Consider the following 17,272-nt stretch of genomic DNA (forward strand, 5'->3'; position numbering starts at 1 on the left):
CAGCGTGTCGGACAGCTCCTGCCAGCGGGGGATTGCATGCCCCTTGGCATTCCAGAACTCGAGTTGCCGTGCTTGAGACTCGATGAACAGGATCGTCGCCAGGTCATTGAGCATCTTTGCAATGTCCTCGATGCAGACCGCGAGATGAACCGGGTTTTTGCTGTCCGGCTCAAGGGTGAGGAAATGCTCGCCTTCGAGGTAGTTGGCCGTCGTTCCATACAGGCCCTGGCGCATCAGTGCCAGGGTCAGTGATTCGAACCCGGTTGGGCCCGCCTCGACATGGTCGTCCACCATGAGCCATCGGGGGGTGCCGACGAAGGCGTTTTCAGGGTCGATCTGCAATTCTGGCCAGGCTGCTTCCATCGCTTGGCGCAGCAGGTGCGAAGCCACGTTGCTGAGCGTGGGGCCGTGGCTGGTCAGGCTCACCAGGTCACTGGTTTCCAGCAAAGGGGCCGAGTCATGTTGAGGCAGAGAAATGTTGTTGCTCATGGCGGATACCTCGGCGCAATGACGAGGCCGGGAAAGCCTCTGGATGCATCGACAGTAATCAGGCATCGCCTACAGGGGGTGGTAGATAGATATCGCGGGGGAAAAAGACCCGCGAATGCGGGTCTCGGGTTCAGCACAAGATCAGGCTTACGACCCAGATGCCGAGGTCGGCACTTTTGCGAAGAACAGGGTGGTCGCCAGTTGCGGGCTGATTTCGCTGCGGTAGATCGAGATCGCCAGGAGATCGTCGTTGGCGTTGCGGGCCTCGGTTGCGCCGCCCAGCAGCCGTTGTTGCACTGTTTTCAGGTGGGCCGCGGTGAAGGTGTGTGCAGGCGAAGCGGGCTCCGAGTAGTGGAAGTGGGCATACCACAGAACACTTTGGTTGCTGTGATCGCGGACCTCATATTCCTCGAGATAGTCTCTTTTACGGCTTTTGAGCAAGCGTCGGCCGGGGGTCTTGACGATATCGACCTGACCTTCGCTTTGCAGCCAGCGGACGCGCTCCGCCGTCGGCGGCTGTAGTTTGGTCATGCTGATTCGCGTCAAGCGTCCCTGACTATAGAGTCTGGTGGCCCCGTCGTTCAGTTGCTTGGCCAGCGTCACGGCGGACCCCGAACCACCTTCGGTGGAATTACTGGCGGTCAGCGCATCTTCGATTGCGCTGGCGGCGTCCTGCAGTCGGTGAGCCTGCTGATGAAACATTTCCTCTATTTCCACAGGTATTCGTCGCGTGCCTTTGGAGTGGGCCTGCGTTCGACGAATAAACGCATCCAACCCCTCCAGCAATGCCTGGCCTTGAGCCGTGCTTGCACTCAAATCGGGTTGGCTAACGTCGAGGGGGGCCGGTCCAGGGGGCACTCTTTCAACCCAGACCCCCGGGGTCTTTTCGTGAAAGGTCGAGATGACTTTGCCGGTCAACGCCGAGGTCACGTCGATCAGTTCTGACCCTTGCGTCACGGAGTCGACACGTGGCTGGCCCACCACCGTACCTTTGTAGCGGGTCTTGATGATTCGCTTGGCGGGAGCGCTCGGCAGGCGGGAAGGGCCGGGTAGCGGCTCAAGTGCCTTGCGTTCGCGCAGCAAGCCGGCCAGTTGCTTCACGGTGCGCTGTTGAAAAACTTCGAGACGTTGGCGCATCACGTCGAGGGGGATTTGCAGGAACTGCCCGGGAAACTCCGTGGGCAGATCAACGATGCGCTGGTCAGTGATCGTGAGTTGCTCCACCAGGTCGCTGAGTCCATCGATGCGCTCCGGCAAGTGCAGCACCTCTTCGTCAGCGGCCAGGTCCAGTGACGCCTGAATCGCGAGGCCTGCATTTTCGACAATGCTCTCCAGTGCCTGGCGCGCTTCAGGTGCGGGTTCAACGCTGTTGTCGAGGCACAACTCTTGACCGAGTGTGATCTGGAACAGTTTGAGGTCCAGCAAATCGAACGACGGCATGTTGGCTTTGACGTCGCGGATCACTTCGATGGCTTCTTTGCCGAGCAGGTTCAGTTGCTCGAAGCACGCATGCGCAGTCTCGATTTTGTTGATGTAGCTGGCGGTCAACTCGCCCGTGAGTTGATGGGTTTGCCGGCCGGTCTGTGTGTTTTCCGTTGGCGGGTGGTCGAGAAGATCGAGGGAAAGGCGCATTTGATTGCCGAAAACCGGCTGCTGGTGAACGAACCATTTTTGCAGCAGCGAAAGCTGGAAATCCAGGCGGCTGATCATTGCTTTTCGGTAATTGGGAATCGCCTCGCGAGCATTGAAGGCTTTCATCTGTTCCATGTTGGTGCTCAGGAATGACATCTGCGCATCGAGCGTTTCAAGGTACAAGCGACGATGGGTGTCGGTGGCGGTAATCGCCTGCGCGTTTTTTTCCGCTTCCTTGAGTGCTGTCTCGCGGCTTTTGGTCTGGCGCTCGAACGCTATCATTTGCTGCTTCAGTTCAGCCTGGCGTTGCCGGTTTTGTTGCTCCAGCCGTTGTTTTTCCTTGCCCCCGGCCTTGAGCCTCAGCCGCGTATCGATAAACCATTCGCCCCTGGCATTCTTGACCAGCAAGGGCCCCGTGCGTGCGGGTGACCGGCTAGAGTCAATGATCTGCACATCGTCATTGTCGTTGAAGGTGACCTCGAACCATCGCTGGTCAACCTTCGCATACCACTTTCCCTTGAGTGAACTGAGGTGTTGGTGAGGGCCGGGCTCGCTGGAGGCGGCCATTCCTTTGGGTTCGGCGATGGCCAGTCCATCAAGCAAGACACCCAGGGATGATGACGGCAGCGCAGCGATTGCGTGCAGAGACGTCTCATGGGTGGATGGCAGTTGATCGAGGTCGGGCAGACGGGTGACCGTGAGGGTGTGGCCAGGTTTGCTTTCGGGTGTTACGGGTGGCGGCTCGACCTTCTCGGGCAACCGCGAGACGGGCTTGTTGCGAGTGGCAGCCCGATGGGCCAATACCATGCCGAGCGTCAACAGCAGATCGGTCAGGGCGGACCAGGCGAGTAAGCTGTCGTCGTTTTCTTCGGCATCGGTAATGTTCTGCAAGTCATCCATGATCTGCCAGATCCACGCGGCCACCCCGGCGGTGCGACCGAGGAAGGGCAGCGCGACATTGAACAGCATCCATGTGCCTTGCTTGAGCGTTGCCCAGCGAGCTTGTGCATTGGACACCGATTGATGGTCCGCCAGGGTAATCATGGCGTTGGCGTTGGCTTTGAACAACGCCGCCAGCGGCGCGTCATCGAGGGCCGTTGCACTGAGTGTCACCGTGCCCATCTTGCCCAGGGCTGAGGTGGGATCGACCAGCAATTGGGTCAGCGTCCAGACCGAAGGCAACTCACCGGAAAACACGTACTGGGAATAGTTGAAGCGTACATCGTCGGAGAGCCAGGCCAGGATCGATTGGCGAAGCGGTTTTTCGTGCTTGATTGCATACAGCAGATTGGCCTCGCTCGGGTACTGCATCAGCGAGGGGGTGAGCAACGGTCGGTAGAGCAGGCACGGTCCTCTATCGGTGAGTCGCGGACCGATGACGAACATGTTGGCGACTTCATCGCCTTTGCTGCCGGCGCGATCACCGGTCATAAAGGCCAGTGGTCGAATGACAATCTCCTGCCCGTTCACCCTGCGGTCGGCCGCGTTTTCCTGCATGACGGCATTGACGTACTGATAACCACGTTCATCAATACCCGCCTCGCCGCGCATCTTGTGCTGCAGCGCCTGCAAGGGCAGCTGGGTACGCAGATGGCGGGCGTAGAGCACCTGTCTTCGCTGCGCTTCTTGCGGATCATCAAGCAATTTTTGCTTGATCAGCGTCGGGTAAACCCCACCGATATCGACCTGCGTGACGAGCTTTTCAAGATAGGCAGGAGTCATCCAGACGGGCACTGCGTCGCCACTTTTGCAGTTCACCGTCTTGTTTCCCAGCGGAACGGCAATCAGGTTTTGCAGCGCCAGTTCGATCAGCGACAGCGTGGTGGTTTGCGTCTTGCCGGGTATCACGACAGCGCCCAGCACAACGACGCTGGTGATGCTGATTTCAATGTCTTGCAGATCCAGGTCCGCTGCCGCGGGATGATCCTTGATCATCTGCTCTTGCAAGGTTTGCAGCGCAAACGCCGGCAGTGACGAGATGCCTTCGTCGAAGGTTTTTCCAGCGTCCTGTTCCCGCAGCTGCGCCAGGTCCATCAAGTGTCGGCTGTAGCGGGTGAGGTCCGCCGACAAGGCGTTTTTCAGCCAGCCTGTCAGTAACCCCTGAACCTTGCTGAAGCGTGACGACGGCAGGGCTTCAAATTCAGTGAAGCTTTTTGCCGCGGCACTGATTTGTGGTGAACGTTTCGTGACAGAAGCGTGCTGAACCGCACTGAGTGCACCGATGGCTTCGACCTCGAGCGCAATCAGCGCGCAGGCCTGGTGGTGAAAGAAGTTGCCCTCGGGTTCATACAGTCGCCATTGCAGGGTTTGCTCGATGCTTGACGTTCCAAGGGGGGCGAACACTGTTTCACCCAATGCCGCAACAGAGTCATAACGCTTGAACCCTTCGGCAATCGAGTGCGTCAGCACCAGGGTCCGCTCGCCCAATGTGCCCACGAACACTGCGATATCCAGAACGCGCAGGTGTTCGCTGACCGCGCTCTCAACCCAATCGGTGTCGATCAGGCAGGCCTTGGTCAGGTACTTGTCCTGTGGCCGTGTGGCGCGCTCCGGATGAGCGAACACGGCCTGGGCCATGGCTTTTTCATCGGCATCCCAGTTCGAGGCGGGATCGGGGCTCCAGATGTCCTGCAGCGATTGCGCGAGCGAATGCCAGCGCGGCGTCGAAGGGCTTGTCTCCTGGTTCCAGTAATCAAGCTGCTGGTGCTGATAGGCGATGAACAGCTGGGGGGCGAGCGCGTTGAGCAGGCACCCGATGGCATCGATTTTCACCGGCAATTGAGCCAACGGTTCAGTGCCCGGTTGCAGGGTGAGGAAATGTTCTCCATCGAGGAGCGTCACCGTCGATCCCGACAAACCGAGTCGTACCAGCACATCGGTGAGCGATTCAAACAGGTCAGGGCCGGGCACGACGTTGTCGCCGGTATCGATCCAGGTCGGGGTGACGACCGTGGCAAGCGTCGGGTCAATCTTCAGCAGCGGATACAGCGCGTTGAGCGCAGGGCTCAGCGCGGTCGCGGCGACCTCTCTGATCGAAGGGCCGGTGACCAACTGGGTCAGTACCTCTTCTGCACTTGGGGCAACGGTTTCGGACATGCTCGTCTCCTGACTGAGAACGCGCCGCTGCTGATTGCGCCGCGCGGGATCAGTGGAAGGTATCGGGCGGCCCAAAGTGCCGGGTGGTACATAAATATCGCAGGCAAAAAAAGACCCGCGTCGCCGCGGGTCTTCGGTTTTGAGTCGGGTATCAGGTCCCGGACTTGATCTTGGTCCAGGCTCGTGTGCGCGCACGTTCGGCATCGCGCGGCAATGGTTGCAGGGTGTACAGCGTACCCATCGCCGTTTCGGTCGGGTACAGGTTCGGGTTGTTGCGGATCGCCGGGTCAACCAGTTCCGTGGCGTCCTTGTTCGGGTTCGGGTAACCGACAAAGTCGCTGACCGGCGCGATGACTTGAGGTTGCAGCAAGTAGTTGATGAAGGTGTAGGCGTCTTGCGGGTTCTTCGCGCCTTTGGGAATCGCGAGCATGTCGAACCAGATCGGTGCGCCTTCCTTAGGCAGGCGCATGTCGACGATCACGCCGTTCTTGGCTTCCTTGGCGCGGTTGGCTGCCTGGGAGAAGCTGCCGGAGTAACCGACCGCGACGCAGATGTCACCGTTGGCGATGTCGGCCATGTATTTCGAAGAATGGAAGTAGGTGATGTACGGACGGATTTTCATCAACAGGGCTTCAGCCTTGTCGTAGTCCGCAGGCTTTTTGCTGTTGGGGTCGAGGCCGAGGTGTTGCAGGGCCAGCGGCAGGATCTCCGACGGCGAGTCGAGCAGGGCGACGCCGCACTGCTTGAGCTTGCTGATGTTCTCTTCCTTGAAGATCAGGTCCCAGCTGTCCACCGGCGCGTTGTCGCCGAGAGCGGCTTTGACCTTGTCCGGATTGAAGCCGATCAGGATGGTGCCGTACATGTAGGGCACGGCGAATTTGTTGCCCGGGTCGTTGGCTTCGATCAGCTTCATCAGCTTCGGATCGAGGTGATTCCAGTTCGGCAGCTTGCTGCGGTCCAGCGGCTGGAACACACCGGCTTCGATCTGCTTGGCGAGGAACACATTGGACGGCACCACCACGTCGTAACCGGAGTTACCGGTCAGCAGCTTGGCTTCCAGCGCCTCGTTGGTGTCGAAAATGTCGTAGACCAGTTTGGTCTGGGTGTTCTGGGCCTTGAAGTCTTCCAGCGCCTTGGGGGTGATGTAGTCGAACCAGTTGTAGACGCGCAACGTTCGCTCTTCAGCGTGTGCAGCGCCACTGAGCACCAAGGCACCCAGGGCCGGAACGATAAAACGCTTGAGTCTGTTCATTGTTCTAATTCCTCATTGGGCGCTTTCAAAACCTTCGAGTACGTTCACGGCATTGATGCCGATTTCTTCTACCGCGTAACCGCCTTCCATCACGAACAGCGTCGGCTTGCCCAGACGCGCGATGCGCTCGCCCATGGCCAGGTAGTCGGGGCTGTCGAGTTTGAATTGAGAGATGGGATCGTCCTTGAACGTATCGACGCCCAGGGAGACGATCACAATGTCGGCGCCGTAGTTTTCGATTTCCTGGCAGGCCAGATCCAGCGCTGCACTCCAGGTGTCCCAACCAGAGCCGGCGGGCAGAGGATAGTTGAAGTTGAAGCCTTCACCCGCGCCTTCGCCGAGCTCGTCTTCATAGCCGAGGAAGAACGGGAACTCGGCTTCCGGGTGGCCGTGGATCGAGGTGAACAGCACGTCGCTGCGTTCGTAGAAAATCGATTGGGTGCCATTGCCGTGGTGGTAGTCGACGTCGAGGATCGCGACTTTTTTATGGCCCTGATCGAGGAACGCCTGGGCGGCGATGGCGGCATTGTTGAGGTAGCAATAACCGCCCATCAAATCGCTGGCAGCGTGGTGTCCCGGTGGACGGCACAGGGCGAAGGCACTGCGCGCGCCACGCTGGATTTGCGCCTGGGCAGTCAGCGCGACTTGCGCCGCGCTGTACGCTGCTTGCCAGGTACCGGCGGTGATCGGTGCGCCGCCGTCGAAGCTGTAATAGCCGAGTTGGCCATGCAGGCTGGTGGGTTTGATGGCGCGCAGGGTTCGGGCCGGCCAGGTGTAGGGCAGCAAGTCGCCATCGGTGTTGAATTCGGTCCAGCGTGCCCAGGCACCCTTGAAGAAGTCGAGGTAGTCGCGGCTGTGGATTCGCGCGATCGGGTCGAGGCCGAAATCCTGCGGCGCTTCGACCGGGCCGAGGTTCTGATTTTTTACGCGTTGCAACACATGGTCGGCACGCGACGGCATTTCGAAGCAGGGCTTGAGTTGCCCGTCTATCAATTCGCAACGGCCGTGGTGCAGGTGGTGATCGTCCGAGTAGATCGTCAGCATTTTCTTGTTCTCCGCAGGCTGATTCGGTTGAACACAGTCTTGCGGCAGGTGGCGTTGGAGAGAACGGCAGGAAAGGCCAAAAGGGGATGGATATGGCCAAAAAGTCTGACCGAAATTCGCCCCTTGATGGTGCGCTGCTCTTGAAACCGCTATCGCGAGCAGGCACCAAATTCCTCAAGGCCTGAACTGACTTGGCGCCACCCCACTCCAGCGCACAAACGCATGCCGAAAACTCGCGGTCTCGCTGAAGCCCAGTGCCTCGGCGATTCGGTAGATCGGCATCTGGTCTTCACAGAGCATTTGCTTGGCCTGCTCGAAACGCAGCTCATCGAGCAATTCCTGATAGCTGCACCCCGAATCCTTGAGGTGACGACGCAATGTCCGCGCCGAACAATTCATCTGCTCGGCCAACCCCTCAAGCCCCGGCGCTGCATTTAACTGGGCGCTGAGCAACTGCCGAATCCGCCCCAGCCACGCCTGGCGACCGGTGAACTCAGTGTTCTGTTTGCGGCAGCGTTCGGCCATGGCCTGATGGGTGATGGCATCGGCGAGCGGCAAGGGTCGGTCGAGCCAGTTGCGATCGAACGCAAACGCGTTGTCCCGCGCCTCGAAGCTCAACCTGCAAGCGAAATGTTCGGCGTAGGTGGCCTGATAGTCCGGCGCGGGGTGTTCGAAACGCGCGGCCAGCAGCGGCAGCGGATGACCGAGCAGGTCGTCGCAGATCACTTTCAACGACACCAGGCAGAATTCAGCATTGAACACCGCCATCGCCGGGCTTTCCCGGTAGTCCGCCGCGACGAACCAGACACGCTCGCCGTCGTCTTCCAGGCTCAGCTCGAAAAGTGTTCCCAACAGCGCCGGATAGCGCATCGCCAAGCGTAAAGCGTCACCGAAGGTGGCACTGGTGAGCAACGCATAACCCAGCATTCCGTAGCACGAAACGTGCATTCGCCGGCCCAGTTCCAGGCCGATGTCACGCTTGAGCGCGACTGCGTTGGCGCAGACTTGCATCTCCTGATTGGTGGTGATGCGCGTGTCCGCCCGGTTCAGGTCCGCCGCGCTGATGCCGCTTCCGGCGAGCAAGTCTTCGCTGGACAGGCCTTGGTCCTTGAAGGTGTTGAGCACCAGGGAGACGGCGTTGAGGGTGGTGAGGTGGGAGTGGAGCATGGGTGGCTTCCAGCCTTGGGGTGACCGGAACGCAGCAAGTTATATGCCGAGCTAAGAACCTGTAGGCGTGAGCCTGCTCGCGATGGCGTCGGCACATCCAGCATCGATCTGTCAGACATACCGCTATCGCGAGCAGGCTCGCTCCCACTGGGTTTTGTGTGGTGTCAGATGAGCTCGCCGCAGAGGTCGAGTTCTACGAGGCGACGCACTTCTGCGTTATCCAGCCCTGAACCCAACAACGCATGCAACTTGCCGAACGCCGCCTCGCGGGTCATGCCGCCACCCGACAGCACGCCAACGCCACGCAAACGGCTGCCGGCCTCGTACACATCCAGCTCAACACCACCTTCATGGCATTGCGTCACCGCAACAACCACAACACCCTTGTCCCGCGCCCGCTCCAGGCTGGCGAGAAACTCGGGGTTATCACTCGGGCCGGTGCCACTGCCGTAGCACTCCAGTACCAGACCCTGAATGCCGCTGGCGAACAAACCGTCAAGAATCTCAGCGCCGATACCAGGGAACAACGGCAGTACGGCGACTTTCGCCAGTTGCTTGGGCTGGTTATAGGTCAGCGATGTCGGCAGGGAAGCAGCTTTCACACCGCCACCCTGACGCTCAAGCCGCTTGAACGGATGGCGACCGAAACTGCGTACTTTCGCGCAACGGGTCGGGTCCAGCAGTTCGCCGTGGAAGTACAGATGAACGCCCGGCGCCAGGCCATGGCCAAGGGCAACCAGCGCACCGCTGAGGTTTTCCCAGGCATCGCTGTCGGTTACGCCGGCCGGCAGCATCGAGCCGGTGAAACACACGCGGGCATGCAGGCCGAGCCATTGAAAACTCATGGCCGCCGCGCTGTAGGCGAGGGTGTCGGTGCCGTGCAGGATCAGCACGCTGTCGCAGCCCTGTACATCAACAGCGTCGACCACGGCTTCGCGCAGTTGCTGCCAGTACGTCGGGGTCATGTTGGCGCTGTCAATCAGCGGCGACATCTCGCGAAAGCGCCACTGCGGCACCACCAGTTCAGGCTGACTGTGCAGGTATTCACGCATCCGCGCTTCGAAACCGGACGCCGGGGCCAGGCCGTGGGCGCTGGCTTGCATACCGATGGTGCCACCGGTGTAGAGCACCATGACGTGCTGGGCGGCAGGGTAGGTCGAGGAATTCATGGTGGTTCTCCGAGAACAATGAGTTCCTGTGGGAGCGAGCAAGTCGAATCGTCGCACCGTCGCTCCCACATGGGATACCGCACTTTAACCGATCAGCGTTGCGCTGCGGGTACGCCTTGTGGCTCGGCTTCAGCCTTGGTGGCCGCCGCTGGCGGGTTGGCCGGCCAGGCTTTCAGGTCCAGGTCCAGATCCGGGAACTTGCTCGAATCGAACACCGGGGTCTTGATCCCGGCAGCACGCTGGTCATCGTAGTCACGCAGGATGCGCATGCCGACCTTGAACAGCAGGAACAGCGCGATCAGGTTCACGAACGCCAGCAGGGTCATGGTGATGTCGGCGAAGGCGAACACGGTGCTCAGGTTTTCGATGGCGCCCCAGAAGATCAACACCAATACCAATGCGCGGTAGCCGATCAGCGCCTTGCGGTTTTCACCGATCAGGAAGCGCAGGTTGCTCTCGCCCAGGTAGTAGTTGTAGAGAATCGAGGTAAACACGAACAACGACAGGGCCACGGAAATGAACATCCGGCCCCAGTCACCAACGACCGCTGCCAGCGAGTTCTGGGTCAGGGCAATGCCGTCGCCTTCGAAGCCCGGGGTGTAGAAGCCCGAGAGCAGAATCAGCAGCGCGGTGCAGGTGCAGATCACGAAGGTGTCGAGGAACACGCTGAACGCTTGAACGACACCCTGAGCAACCGGGTGTTCGACCGACGCGACTGCCGCCACGTTAGGCGCACTGCCCAGGCCCGCTTCGTTGGCAAACACGCCACGCTTCACGCCCAGGACAATCGCGCTGCCGATCAGGCCGCCAAACGCCTGGTCGAGACCGAATGCGCTTTTAACGATGGTCATCAACATCGCCGGCACGTGATCGAATTGCAGCACGATCACGTAAATGGTCACGCCGATGTAGACCAGGGTTTTCACCGGCACCAACAGGTCGGCGACCTTGGCGATGCGCTTGATCCCGCCGATGAACACCAGGCCCAGCAATACCGCCAGCGCGATGCCGGTGTAAGTGGTGTCGAGGCCGAAGGCGTTGTTCAGCGAGTGGGTCACGGCGTGGGATTGCAGGCCGTTGAAGGCGAAGCCGAAGGTGATCAGCAGCAGGAACGCCATGATCATGCCCAGCCAGCGTTTTTGCAGGCCGTGCTGGATGTAATAGGACGGGCCGCCACGGTAGGTGCCGTCGGAGTCGCAGCGCTTGTAGAGCTGGCCGAGGGAACATTCGAAGAAGCTGCTGGACATGCCGACCAGCGCGGTCACCCACATCCAGAACACCGCACCGGGCCCGCCCAGGGTCACGGCAATCCCGACACCGGCGATGTTGCCCGCGCCGACGCGGCCGGCGAGGCTGAGCATCAAGGCCTGGAACGAACTGAGTTGCCCGGCGCTGCTTTTGAGGCTGTCGCCGAAGACCGCGAACATGTGGAAGAAGTGGCGCAATTGAACGAAACGCGAGCGGATCGTGAAGTAGCTACCGAGCCCGACAATGAGCACGATCAGTACTTTCCCTGAGAGGAAGTCGTTAATGACTTCGAGCATGGATTATTCCTCGCTGTTTTTTGTGTAGGCAAATGTTGGGCAGGCAGCAACATCGAGTTACACCGCTGTGCGCGTGGCACAACAGGTGAGGCGCGTGTTCGTCCCGGTCCCATTTCGCAGGTTTGTTATTAGTTCGGGTTTCGCATGGGTTTGGGCCTCGTTACCGACGACCGCTCATGCGAAGAGGGGCGGCACTATACCTAGGAGAGTGCCGTCCGTCTGCACAGTTGTGGTGCAAGCGATGACGAGAAGCCTTTGAAACACCTGACATTTTTGCGCCAGGCTTGTGTAGGCGTGAGCCTGCTCGCGATGCAGACACTGCGGTATTTCAGTGACACCGCGTTATCGTTCATCGCGAGCAGGCTCACTCCTACAGAAGACGGTTGTTCTTTCAAAAGTTAAAAAAAAGGGCCTGGGGAAATATCCCCAAGCCCTCAAAAGGTGAGAGGTGTCTAGTCCCTCGACCTGGTGAGCGGTGCTACAAGTAACGCGTCCGTTCAGGCTTTAAGCGGAACCAGACGCGGAGCAATCATGTTTTCCGGGCGCAGGATGTCGGCGAGCATGGCGTCGTCGAGCAAACCTTCTTCGCGCACCAGTTCCAGCACGCCGCGGCCGCTTTCGAGGGCGATACGGGCGATGCGGGTGGCGTTTTCATAGCCGATGTACGGGTTCAGTGCGGTGACCAGGCCGATCGAGTGCTCGACCAGTTCGCGGCAACGCTCTTCGTTCGCGGTGATGCCGGTGATGCAGTGCTCGCGCAGCATGTCCATGGCGCGTTGCAGCAGACGGATCGAGTCGAAGATCTTGAACGCGATCAGCGGCTCCATCACGTTCAGTTGCAACTGGCCGCCTTCGGCCGCGATGGTCAGCGCCAGGTCGTTACCGATGATCTGGAATGCCACCTGGTTAACGGCTTCCGGAATAACCGGGTTGACCTTGCCTGGCATGATCGAGCTGCCTGGCTGACGCGCTGGCAGGTTGATTTCATTGATGCCGGTGCGTGGGCCGCTGGACAGCAGGCGCAGGTCGTTGCAGATCTTCGACAGTTTGACCGCGGTACGCTTGAGCATGCCGGAGAACAGTACGAAGGCGCCCATGTCGGACGTGGCTTCGATCAGGTCGGCGGCCGGAACCAGCGGTTGACCGCTGATCAGGGCCAGGCGCTGAACGGCCAGGTGCTGGTAACGCGGGTCGGCGTTGATGCCGGTACCGATCGCCGTACCACCCAGGTTCACTTCGGTCAGCAGCTCGGGTGCCAGTGTTTTCAGACGCGCCAGGTCTTCGCCCAGGGTCGTGGCGAAGGCACGGAATTCCTGGCCCAGGGTCATCGGCACGGCGTCTTGCAGCTGGGTACGACCCATCTTCAGGACGTGGCTGAATTCTTCACCTTTGGCGGCGAACGACTGGATCAGGCTGTCGAGGCTGGCCAGCAACGCGTCGTGACCCAGCAGCAGACCCAGGCGGATCGCCGTCGGGTAGGCGTCGTTGGTCGACTGCGCCATGTTCACGTCGTTGTTCGGGTGCAGGTATTGGTATTCGCCTTTCTGGTGACCCATGGCCTCCAGTGCGATGTTGGCGATGACTTCGTTGGCATTCATGTTGGTCGAAGTGCCAGCGCCGCCTTGAATCATGTCCACCACGAACTCTTCGTGGAAATCGCCGCGGATCAAACGTGCACAGGCTTCGCTGATGGCAGCGTGCTTGGCTTCGCTCAGGTGACCCAGTTCGCGGTTGGCGTCAGCGGCGGCCTGTTTGACCATCGCCAGACCGACAACCAGCTTCGGGTAATGCGAAATCGGAACGCCCGAGAGGCGGAAGTTATTCACCGCTCGCAGGGTCTGGATGCCGTAATACGCTTGCGCAGGTACTTCGAGTACGCCAAGCAGGTCTTTTTCTGTGCGGAAAGATGCAGCGGAGGACATGATAGAAATCATCTCGATATGGACCCGGTCTGTGCCGGAACACTGCAAATGCTAGGCTTGTGGAGAATTTTCGGCCAATGCTGTTAAACACTGGCCTATGCACATTCGGCATAATGCCCATGTGACGCCGCGTCTGTGGCGAGCGTGTGACCTAAATTGGTGCGTGTCCGGGAGGGCGTGATGAATCTGGAAAGTAAATGGCTTGAGGACTTCAGCGCCCTGGCCGCCACTCGCAGCTTCTCCCAGGCTGCGGAACGACGCTTCGTGACGCAACCGGCGTTCAGCCGGCGGATCCGCAGCCTTGAAGCCGCGCTGGGGTTGCAACTGGTCAATCGCTCGCGCACGCCTATCGAGCTGACGGCGGCGGGGCAATTGTTTCTGGTGACGGCGCGGACCGTGGTCGAACAGCTGGGCGAAGTACTGCGCCATCTTCATCACCTCGAAGGCGGGCAGGGCGAAGTCATGCAAGTCGCCGCCGCTCACTCATTGGCGCTGGGCTTCTTTCCGCGCTGGATCGCGCAGTTGCGTAACGAAGGTTTGAACATCGCGACGCGTCTGGTCGCGACCAACGTCGGCGACGCGGTGCATGCCCTGCGTGAAGGCGGTTGCGATTTGATGCTGGCGTTCTACGACCCGGATGCGGCGTTGCAGATGGACCCGGAAATCTTCCCTTCGCTGCACCTCGGCCATACCGAAATGCTCCCGGTGTGCGCGGCGGATGCGGACGGCAAGCCGTTGTTCGATCTGGAAGGCGAGGGCAGCGTGCCTTTGCTCGCCTACAGCGCTGGCGCGTTTCTCGGTCGTTCGGTGAACATGCTGTTGCGCCAGCGGGCGCTGCGCTTCACCACTATTTATGAAACCGCCATGGCCGACAGCCTGAAAAGCATGGCGCTGGAAGGCTTGGGGATTGCCTGGGTGCCACAACTCAGTGTGCGCGCCGAACTGGCTCGGGGTGAGCTGGTGGTGTGTGGTGGCCCGCAATGGCATGTGCCGCTGGAAATTCGCCTGTACCGCTGCGCACTGGTGCGCAAGGCCAACGTGCGATTGCTGTGGCGCAAGCTCGAAGGCGGCGCCGCGCAAGGCACTTGAACACACCGACGCTCCCACAAGGGATTTGTGGTGTAGTTGGCTGACTCGCAAGTCAATAAAACCGGCCCTTTGCGCCGTATGACAGATGGTCGTTTCGGGGGCTGTTTATCTGTGTCATTACGGTATACTGCGCGGCCTTCGGCCGGTTCGCCCGGCCATAATTCGTACAATCAAGCCACGCATCCTGCGTGGCTTGTTGTTTTTTGACGCGCCTGCGGGCGCCCAGAGAGAAGAGGCACGACGATGAGTGCACTGGTTGGCGTGATCATGGGCTCCAAGTCCGATTGGTCCACCCTTAGCCACACCGCCGATATGCTGGAAAAGCTCGGCATCCCTTACGAGGTGAAAGTGGTCTCTGCCCACCGCACCCCGGACCTGCTGTTCCAGTACGCCGAAGAGGCTGAGGCCCGTGGCATTGAGGTGATTATCGCCGGTGCCGGTGGCGCAGCCCATTTGCCAGGCATGTGTGCGGCCAAGACCCACCTGCCGGTGCTGGGCGTGCCGGTGCAGTCGGCGATGCTGTCCGGCGTCGATTCGCTGCTGTCCATCGTGCAGATGCCGGCCGGCATCCCGGTTGCGACCCTGGCCATCGGCAAGGCTGGCGCGATCAATGCCGCACTGCTGTCGGCGAGCATCCTGGGCGCCAAGCACCCGCAGTTCCACGAAGTGCTGAAAACTTTCCGTGCTGAGCAGACAGACAGCGTCCTGGACAATCCAGACCCACGCATCGCCTGAGGTTGTTGACGATGAAGATCGGTGTAATCGGTGGCGGCCAGTTGGGTCGCATGTTGGCGCTGGCGGGCACCCCGCTGGGTATGAACTTCGCTTTCCTGGACCCCGCGCCGGATGCTTGCGCAGCCGCGTTGGGCGAACACCTGCGGGCCGATTACGGCGATCAGGATCACCTGCGTCAGCTCGCCGATGAAGTCGATCTGGTGACCTTCGAGTTCGAAAGCGTCCCGGCCGAAACCGTGGCGTTCCTCTCGCAATTCGTGCCGGTCTACCCGAGCGCCGAAGCCCTGCGCATTGCCCGTGATCGCTGGTTCGAGAAGAGCATGTTCAAGGACCTGGGGATTCCGACCCCGGCGTTCGCCGACATCCAGTCGCAAGCCGATCTGGACGCCGCCGTGGCTTCGATCGGTCTGCCGGCTGTGCTGAAAACCCGCACCCTGGGTTACGACGGCAAGGGCCAGAAAGTCCTGCGCAAACCGGAAGACGTGGTCGGCACCTTCGCCGAGCTGGGCAGCGTTGCTTGCCTGCTGGAAGGCTTCGTGCCGTTCACTGGCGAAGTGTCGCTGATCGCCGTGCGCGCTCGCGATGGCGAAACCCGCTTCTATCCACTGGTTCACAACACCCACGACAGCGGCATCCTCAAGCTGTCCGTGGCCAGCACCGATCACCCGCTGCAAGCCCTGGCGGAAGACTATTCCAGCCGCGTGCTCAAGCAGCTGGAGTATGTCGGCGTGATGGCGTTCGAATTCTTTGAAGTCGACGGGGGTCTCAAGGCCAACGAAATCGCCCCGCGCGTACACAACTCCGGGCACTGGACCACCGAAGGCGCCGAGTGCAGCCAATTCGAAAACCACCTGCGCGCCGTTGCCGGTCTGCCGCTGGGTTCGACGGCCAAAATCGGTGAGAGCGCGATGCTCAACTTCATCGGCGTTGTACCGCCGGTGGAGAAGGTGATCGCGATTGCCGATTGCCATCTGCACCACTACGGCAAGGCGTTCAAGGCCGGTCGCAAGGTTGGTCACGCCAACCTGCGCTGTGCAGACCGCGAGACACTGGCGGCACAGATCCTCAAGGTCGAAGCGCTCATCGCCGAATAAGATAGTTTCATGTGGCCGCGGCGGAACCATTCTGGGGCCGCCGTTCTCTCATGGCAGGATGCCAAAGTCTGACTAGGCTTTCGCATAACCAACCAATCAGAGGGAAATGCCATGGGAATTATCGGAACCATCTTTATCGGCTTGATCGTTGGCCTGCTGGCTCGGTTCCTGAAACCGGGCGATGACAGCATGGGCTGGATCATGACCATCCTGCTCGGTATCGGCGGTTCGCTGGCGGCCACTTACGGCGGCCAGGCTCTGGGCATCTACCACGCGGGCGAAGGCGCTGGTTTCATCGGTGCGCTGGTTGGCGCGGTGGTGTTGCTGGTGATCTACGGTTTGATCAAAAAGAACTGATCCAAAGCGACAAAGCCCCCTCTGCGCCGCACGCAGAGAGGGCTAGAATGCTCGGCGACTTATCGCCTCTCCCTTTACCGAGCACCTCAATGCGCCGTCTTCTGTTGACTCTCTTTTTTCTGGGCAGTGGTTTGGCCCATGCCGGCGAACTGCCGGAAACCGACTGGCTGGAACTGATGCCCAAGTCGGACCAGAAAGCCCTCGAAGCCATGCCCGAAATCGACCACAACTCCCCTGAAGGCGATGGCACCTTTACTGCGAAAGGTGGCATGAAGCAGAGCAAAGGCTTGCCGGCGGTGATGTATTCGACCAAGACCGTGCCGTCGATGAACGACAAGAACATCCGCATCGGGGGTTACCCGGTGCCGCTTGAGTCCGACGCCAAGGGCCGCAGCACGCTGTTCTTCCTCGTGCCTTACCCGGGCGCCTGCATCCACGTGCCGCCACCGCCGCCGAACCAGTTGGTGCTGGTGCGTTATCCGAAGGGGTTGAAGCTGGATGACATCTATACACCACTGTGGGTAACCGGCACGTTGAAGATCGAGAAGGTCAACAACGACCTGGCTGATGCGGCGTATGCGCTGGATGCGGCGAAGGTGCGGGTAGTAAAAGAATCGGATCTGTAGGTGATCAAAATGTAGGAGTGAGCCTGCTCGCGATGGCGGTGTAACAGTCAACATTG

General features: G+C 60.2%; 13 protein-coding genes. 6 read left to right on the forward strand and 7 right to left on the reverse strand.

Annotated features, from left to right (window positions below; translation table 11 throughout):
• Positions 1-36: 36 nt before the first annotated feature.
• Positions 37-252: a hypothetical protein gene (locus tag D882_RS1000000132955; RefSeq protein ID WP_177327632.1), complete on the forward strand. Its 216-nt coding sequence runs from the start codon at positions 37-39 to the stop codon at positions 250-252.
• Positions 253-636: 384 nt separating this feature from the next.
• Here the strand turns inward: D882_RS1000000132955 and D882_RS0127945 are convergent, their stop codons facing one another.
• From D882_RS0127945 to aspA, 7 genes are all read right to left on the reverse strand, one after another.
• Positions 637-5,217 (reverse strand): dermonecrotic toxin domain-containing protein, encoded by a 4,581-nt coding sequence (locus D882_RS0127945; RefSeq protein ID WP_027926282.1) that lies wholly within the window; start codon positions 5,215-5,217, stop codon positions 637-639.
• 151 nt (positions 5,218-5,368) lie between these two features.
• Positions 5,369-6,469, reverse strand: a complete 1,101-nt coding sequence (locus D882_RS0127950) for a polyamine ABC transporter substrate-binding protein (protein WP_027926283.1) — start codon at positions 6,467-6,469, stop codon at positions 5,369-5,371.
• A 12-nt stretch (positions 6,470-6,481) separates the two neighbouring features.
• Positions 6,482-7,513, reverse strand: a complete 1,032-nt coding sequence (locus tag D882_RS0127955; RefSeq protein ID WP_027926284.1) for a histone deacetylase family protein — start codon at positions 7,511-7,513, stop codon at positions 6,482-6,484.
• A gap of 174 nt (positions 7,514-7,687) precedes the next feature.
• Positions 7,688-8,680, reverse strand: a complete 993-nt coding sequence (locus D882_RS0127960) for an AraC family transcriptional regulator (RefSeq protein ID WP_027926285.1) — start codon at positions 8,678-8,680, stop codon at positions 7,688-7,690.
• A 164-nt stretch (positions 8,681-8,844) separates the two neighbouring features.
• Complete coding sequence (locus D882_RS0127965; protein ID WP_027926286.1) at positions 8,845-9,849, reverse strand: asparaginase; 1,005 nt, start codon at positions 9,847-9,849, stop codon at positions 8,845-8,847.
• 92 nt (positions 9,850-9,941) lie between these two features.
• Positions 9,942-11,393 (reverse strand): sodium:alanine symporter family protein, encoded by a 1,452-nt coding sequence (locus tag D882_RS0127970; RefSeq protein ID WP_027926287.1) that lies wholly within the window; start codon positions 11,391-11,393, stop codon positions 9,942-9,944.
• A 497-nt stretch (positions 11,394-11,890) separates the two neighbouring features.
• On the reverse strand, positions 11,891-13,315 hold the full coding sequence (gene aspA, locus D882_RS0127975) for an aspartate ammonia-lyase (RefSeq protein ID WP_027926288.1): 1,425 nt from the start codon (positions 13,313-13,315) through the stop codon (positions 11,891-11,893).
• A gap of 180 nt (positions 13,316-13,495) precedes the next feature.
• On the opposite strand from aspA, the gene D882_RS0127980 reads away from it, so the two are divergent.
• The 5 genes from D882_RS0127980 (at position 13,496) to D882_RS0128000 (ending at position 17,216) form a co-directional block, all read left to right on the forward strand.
• The gene (locus D882_RS0127980; protein ID WP_027926289.1) at positions 13,496-14,404 is read left to right on the forward strand and encodes a LysR substrate-binding domain-containing protein; all 909 of its coding nucleotides are present in this window, start codon (positions 13,496-13,498) and stop codon (positions 14,402-14,404) included.
• Between the two features lie 243 nt (positions 14,405-14,647).
• Positions 14,648-15,139 carry a 5-(carboxyamino)imidazole ribonucleotide mutase gene (gene purE, locus D882_RS0127985; protein ID WP_008030713.1) on the forward strand — a complete coding sequence of 164 codons (492 nt, stop codon included), beginning with the start codon at positions 14,648-14,650 and terminating at the stop codon, positions 15,137-15,139.
• An 11-nt stretch (positions 15,140-15,150) separates the two neighbouring features.
• Positions 15,151-16,233, forward strand: coding sequence for a 5-(carboxyamino)imidazole ribonucleotide synthase (locus tag D882_RS0127990; protein ID WP_027926290.1), 1,083 nt, complete (start codon positions 15,151-15,153; stop codon positions 16,231-16,233).
• A gap of 111 nt (positions 16,234-16,344) precedes the next feature.
• Positions 16,345-16,590 carry a GlsB/YeaQ/YmgE family stress response membrane protein gene (locus D882_RS0127995; RefSeq protein ID WP_027926291.1) on the forward strand — a complete coding sequence of 82 codons (246 nt, stop codon included), beginning with the start codon at positions 16,345-16,347 and terminating at the stop codon, positions 16,588-16,590.
• A gap of 89 nt (positions 16,591-16,679) precedes the next feature.
• Positions 16,680-17,216: a DUF3299 domain-containing protein gene (locus D882_RS0128000; RefSeq protein WP_027926292.1), complete on the forward strand. Its 537-nt coding sequence runs from the start codon at positions 16,680-16,682 to the stop codon at positions 17,214-17,216.
• Positions 17,217-17,272 lie beyond the last annotated feature (56 nt).

This window comes from Pseudomonas sp. URMO17WK12:I12 (assembly GCF_000514395.1).
Classification (GTDB): Bacteria; Pseudomonadota; Gammaproteobacteria; order Pseudomonadales; family Pseudomonadaceae; genus Aquipseudomonas; species Aquipseudomonas mucoides.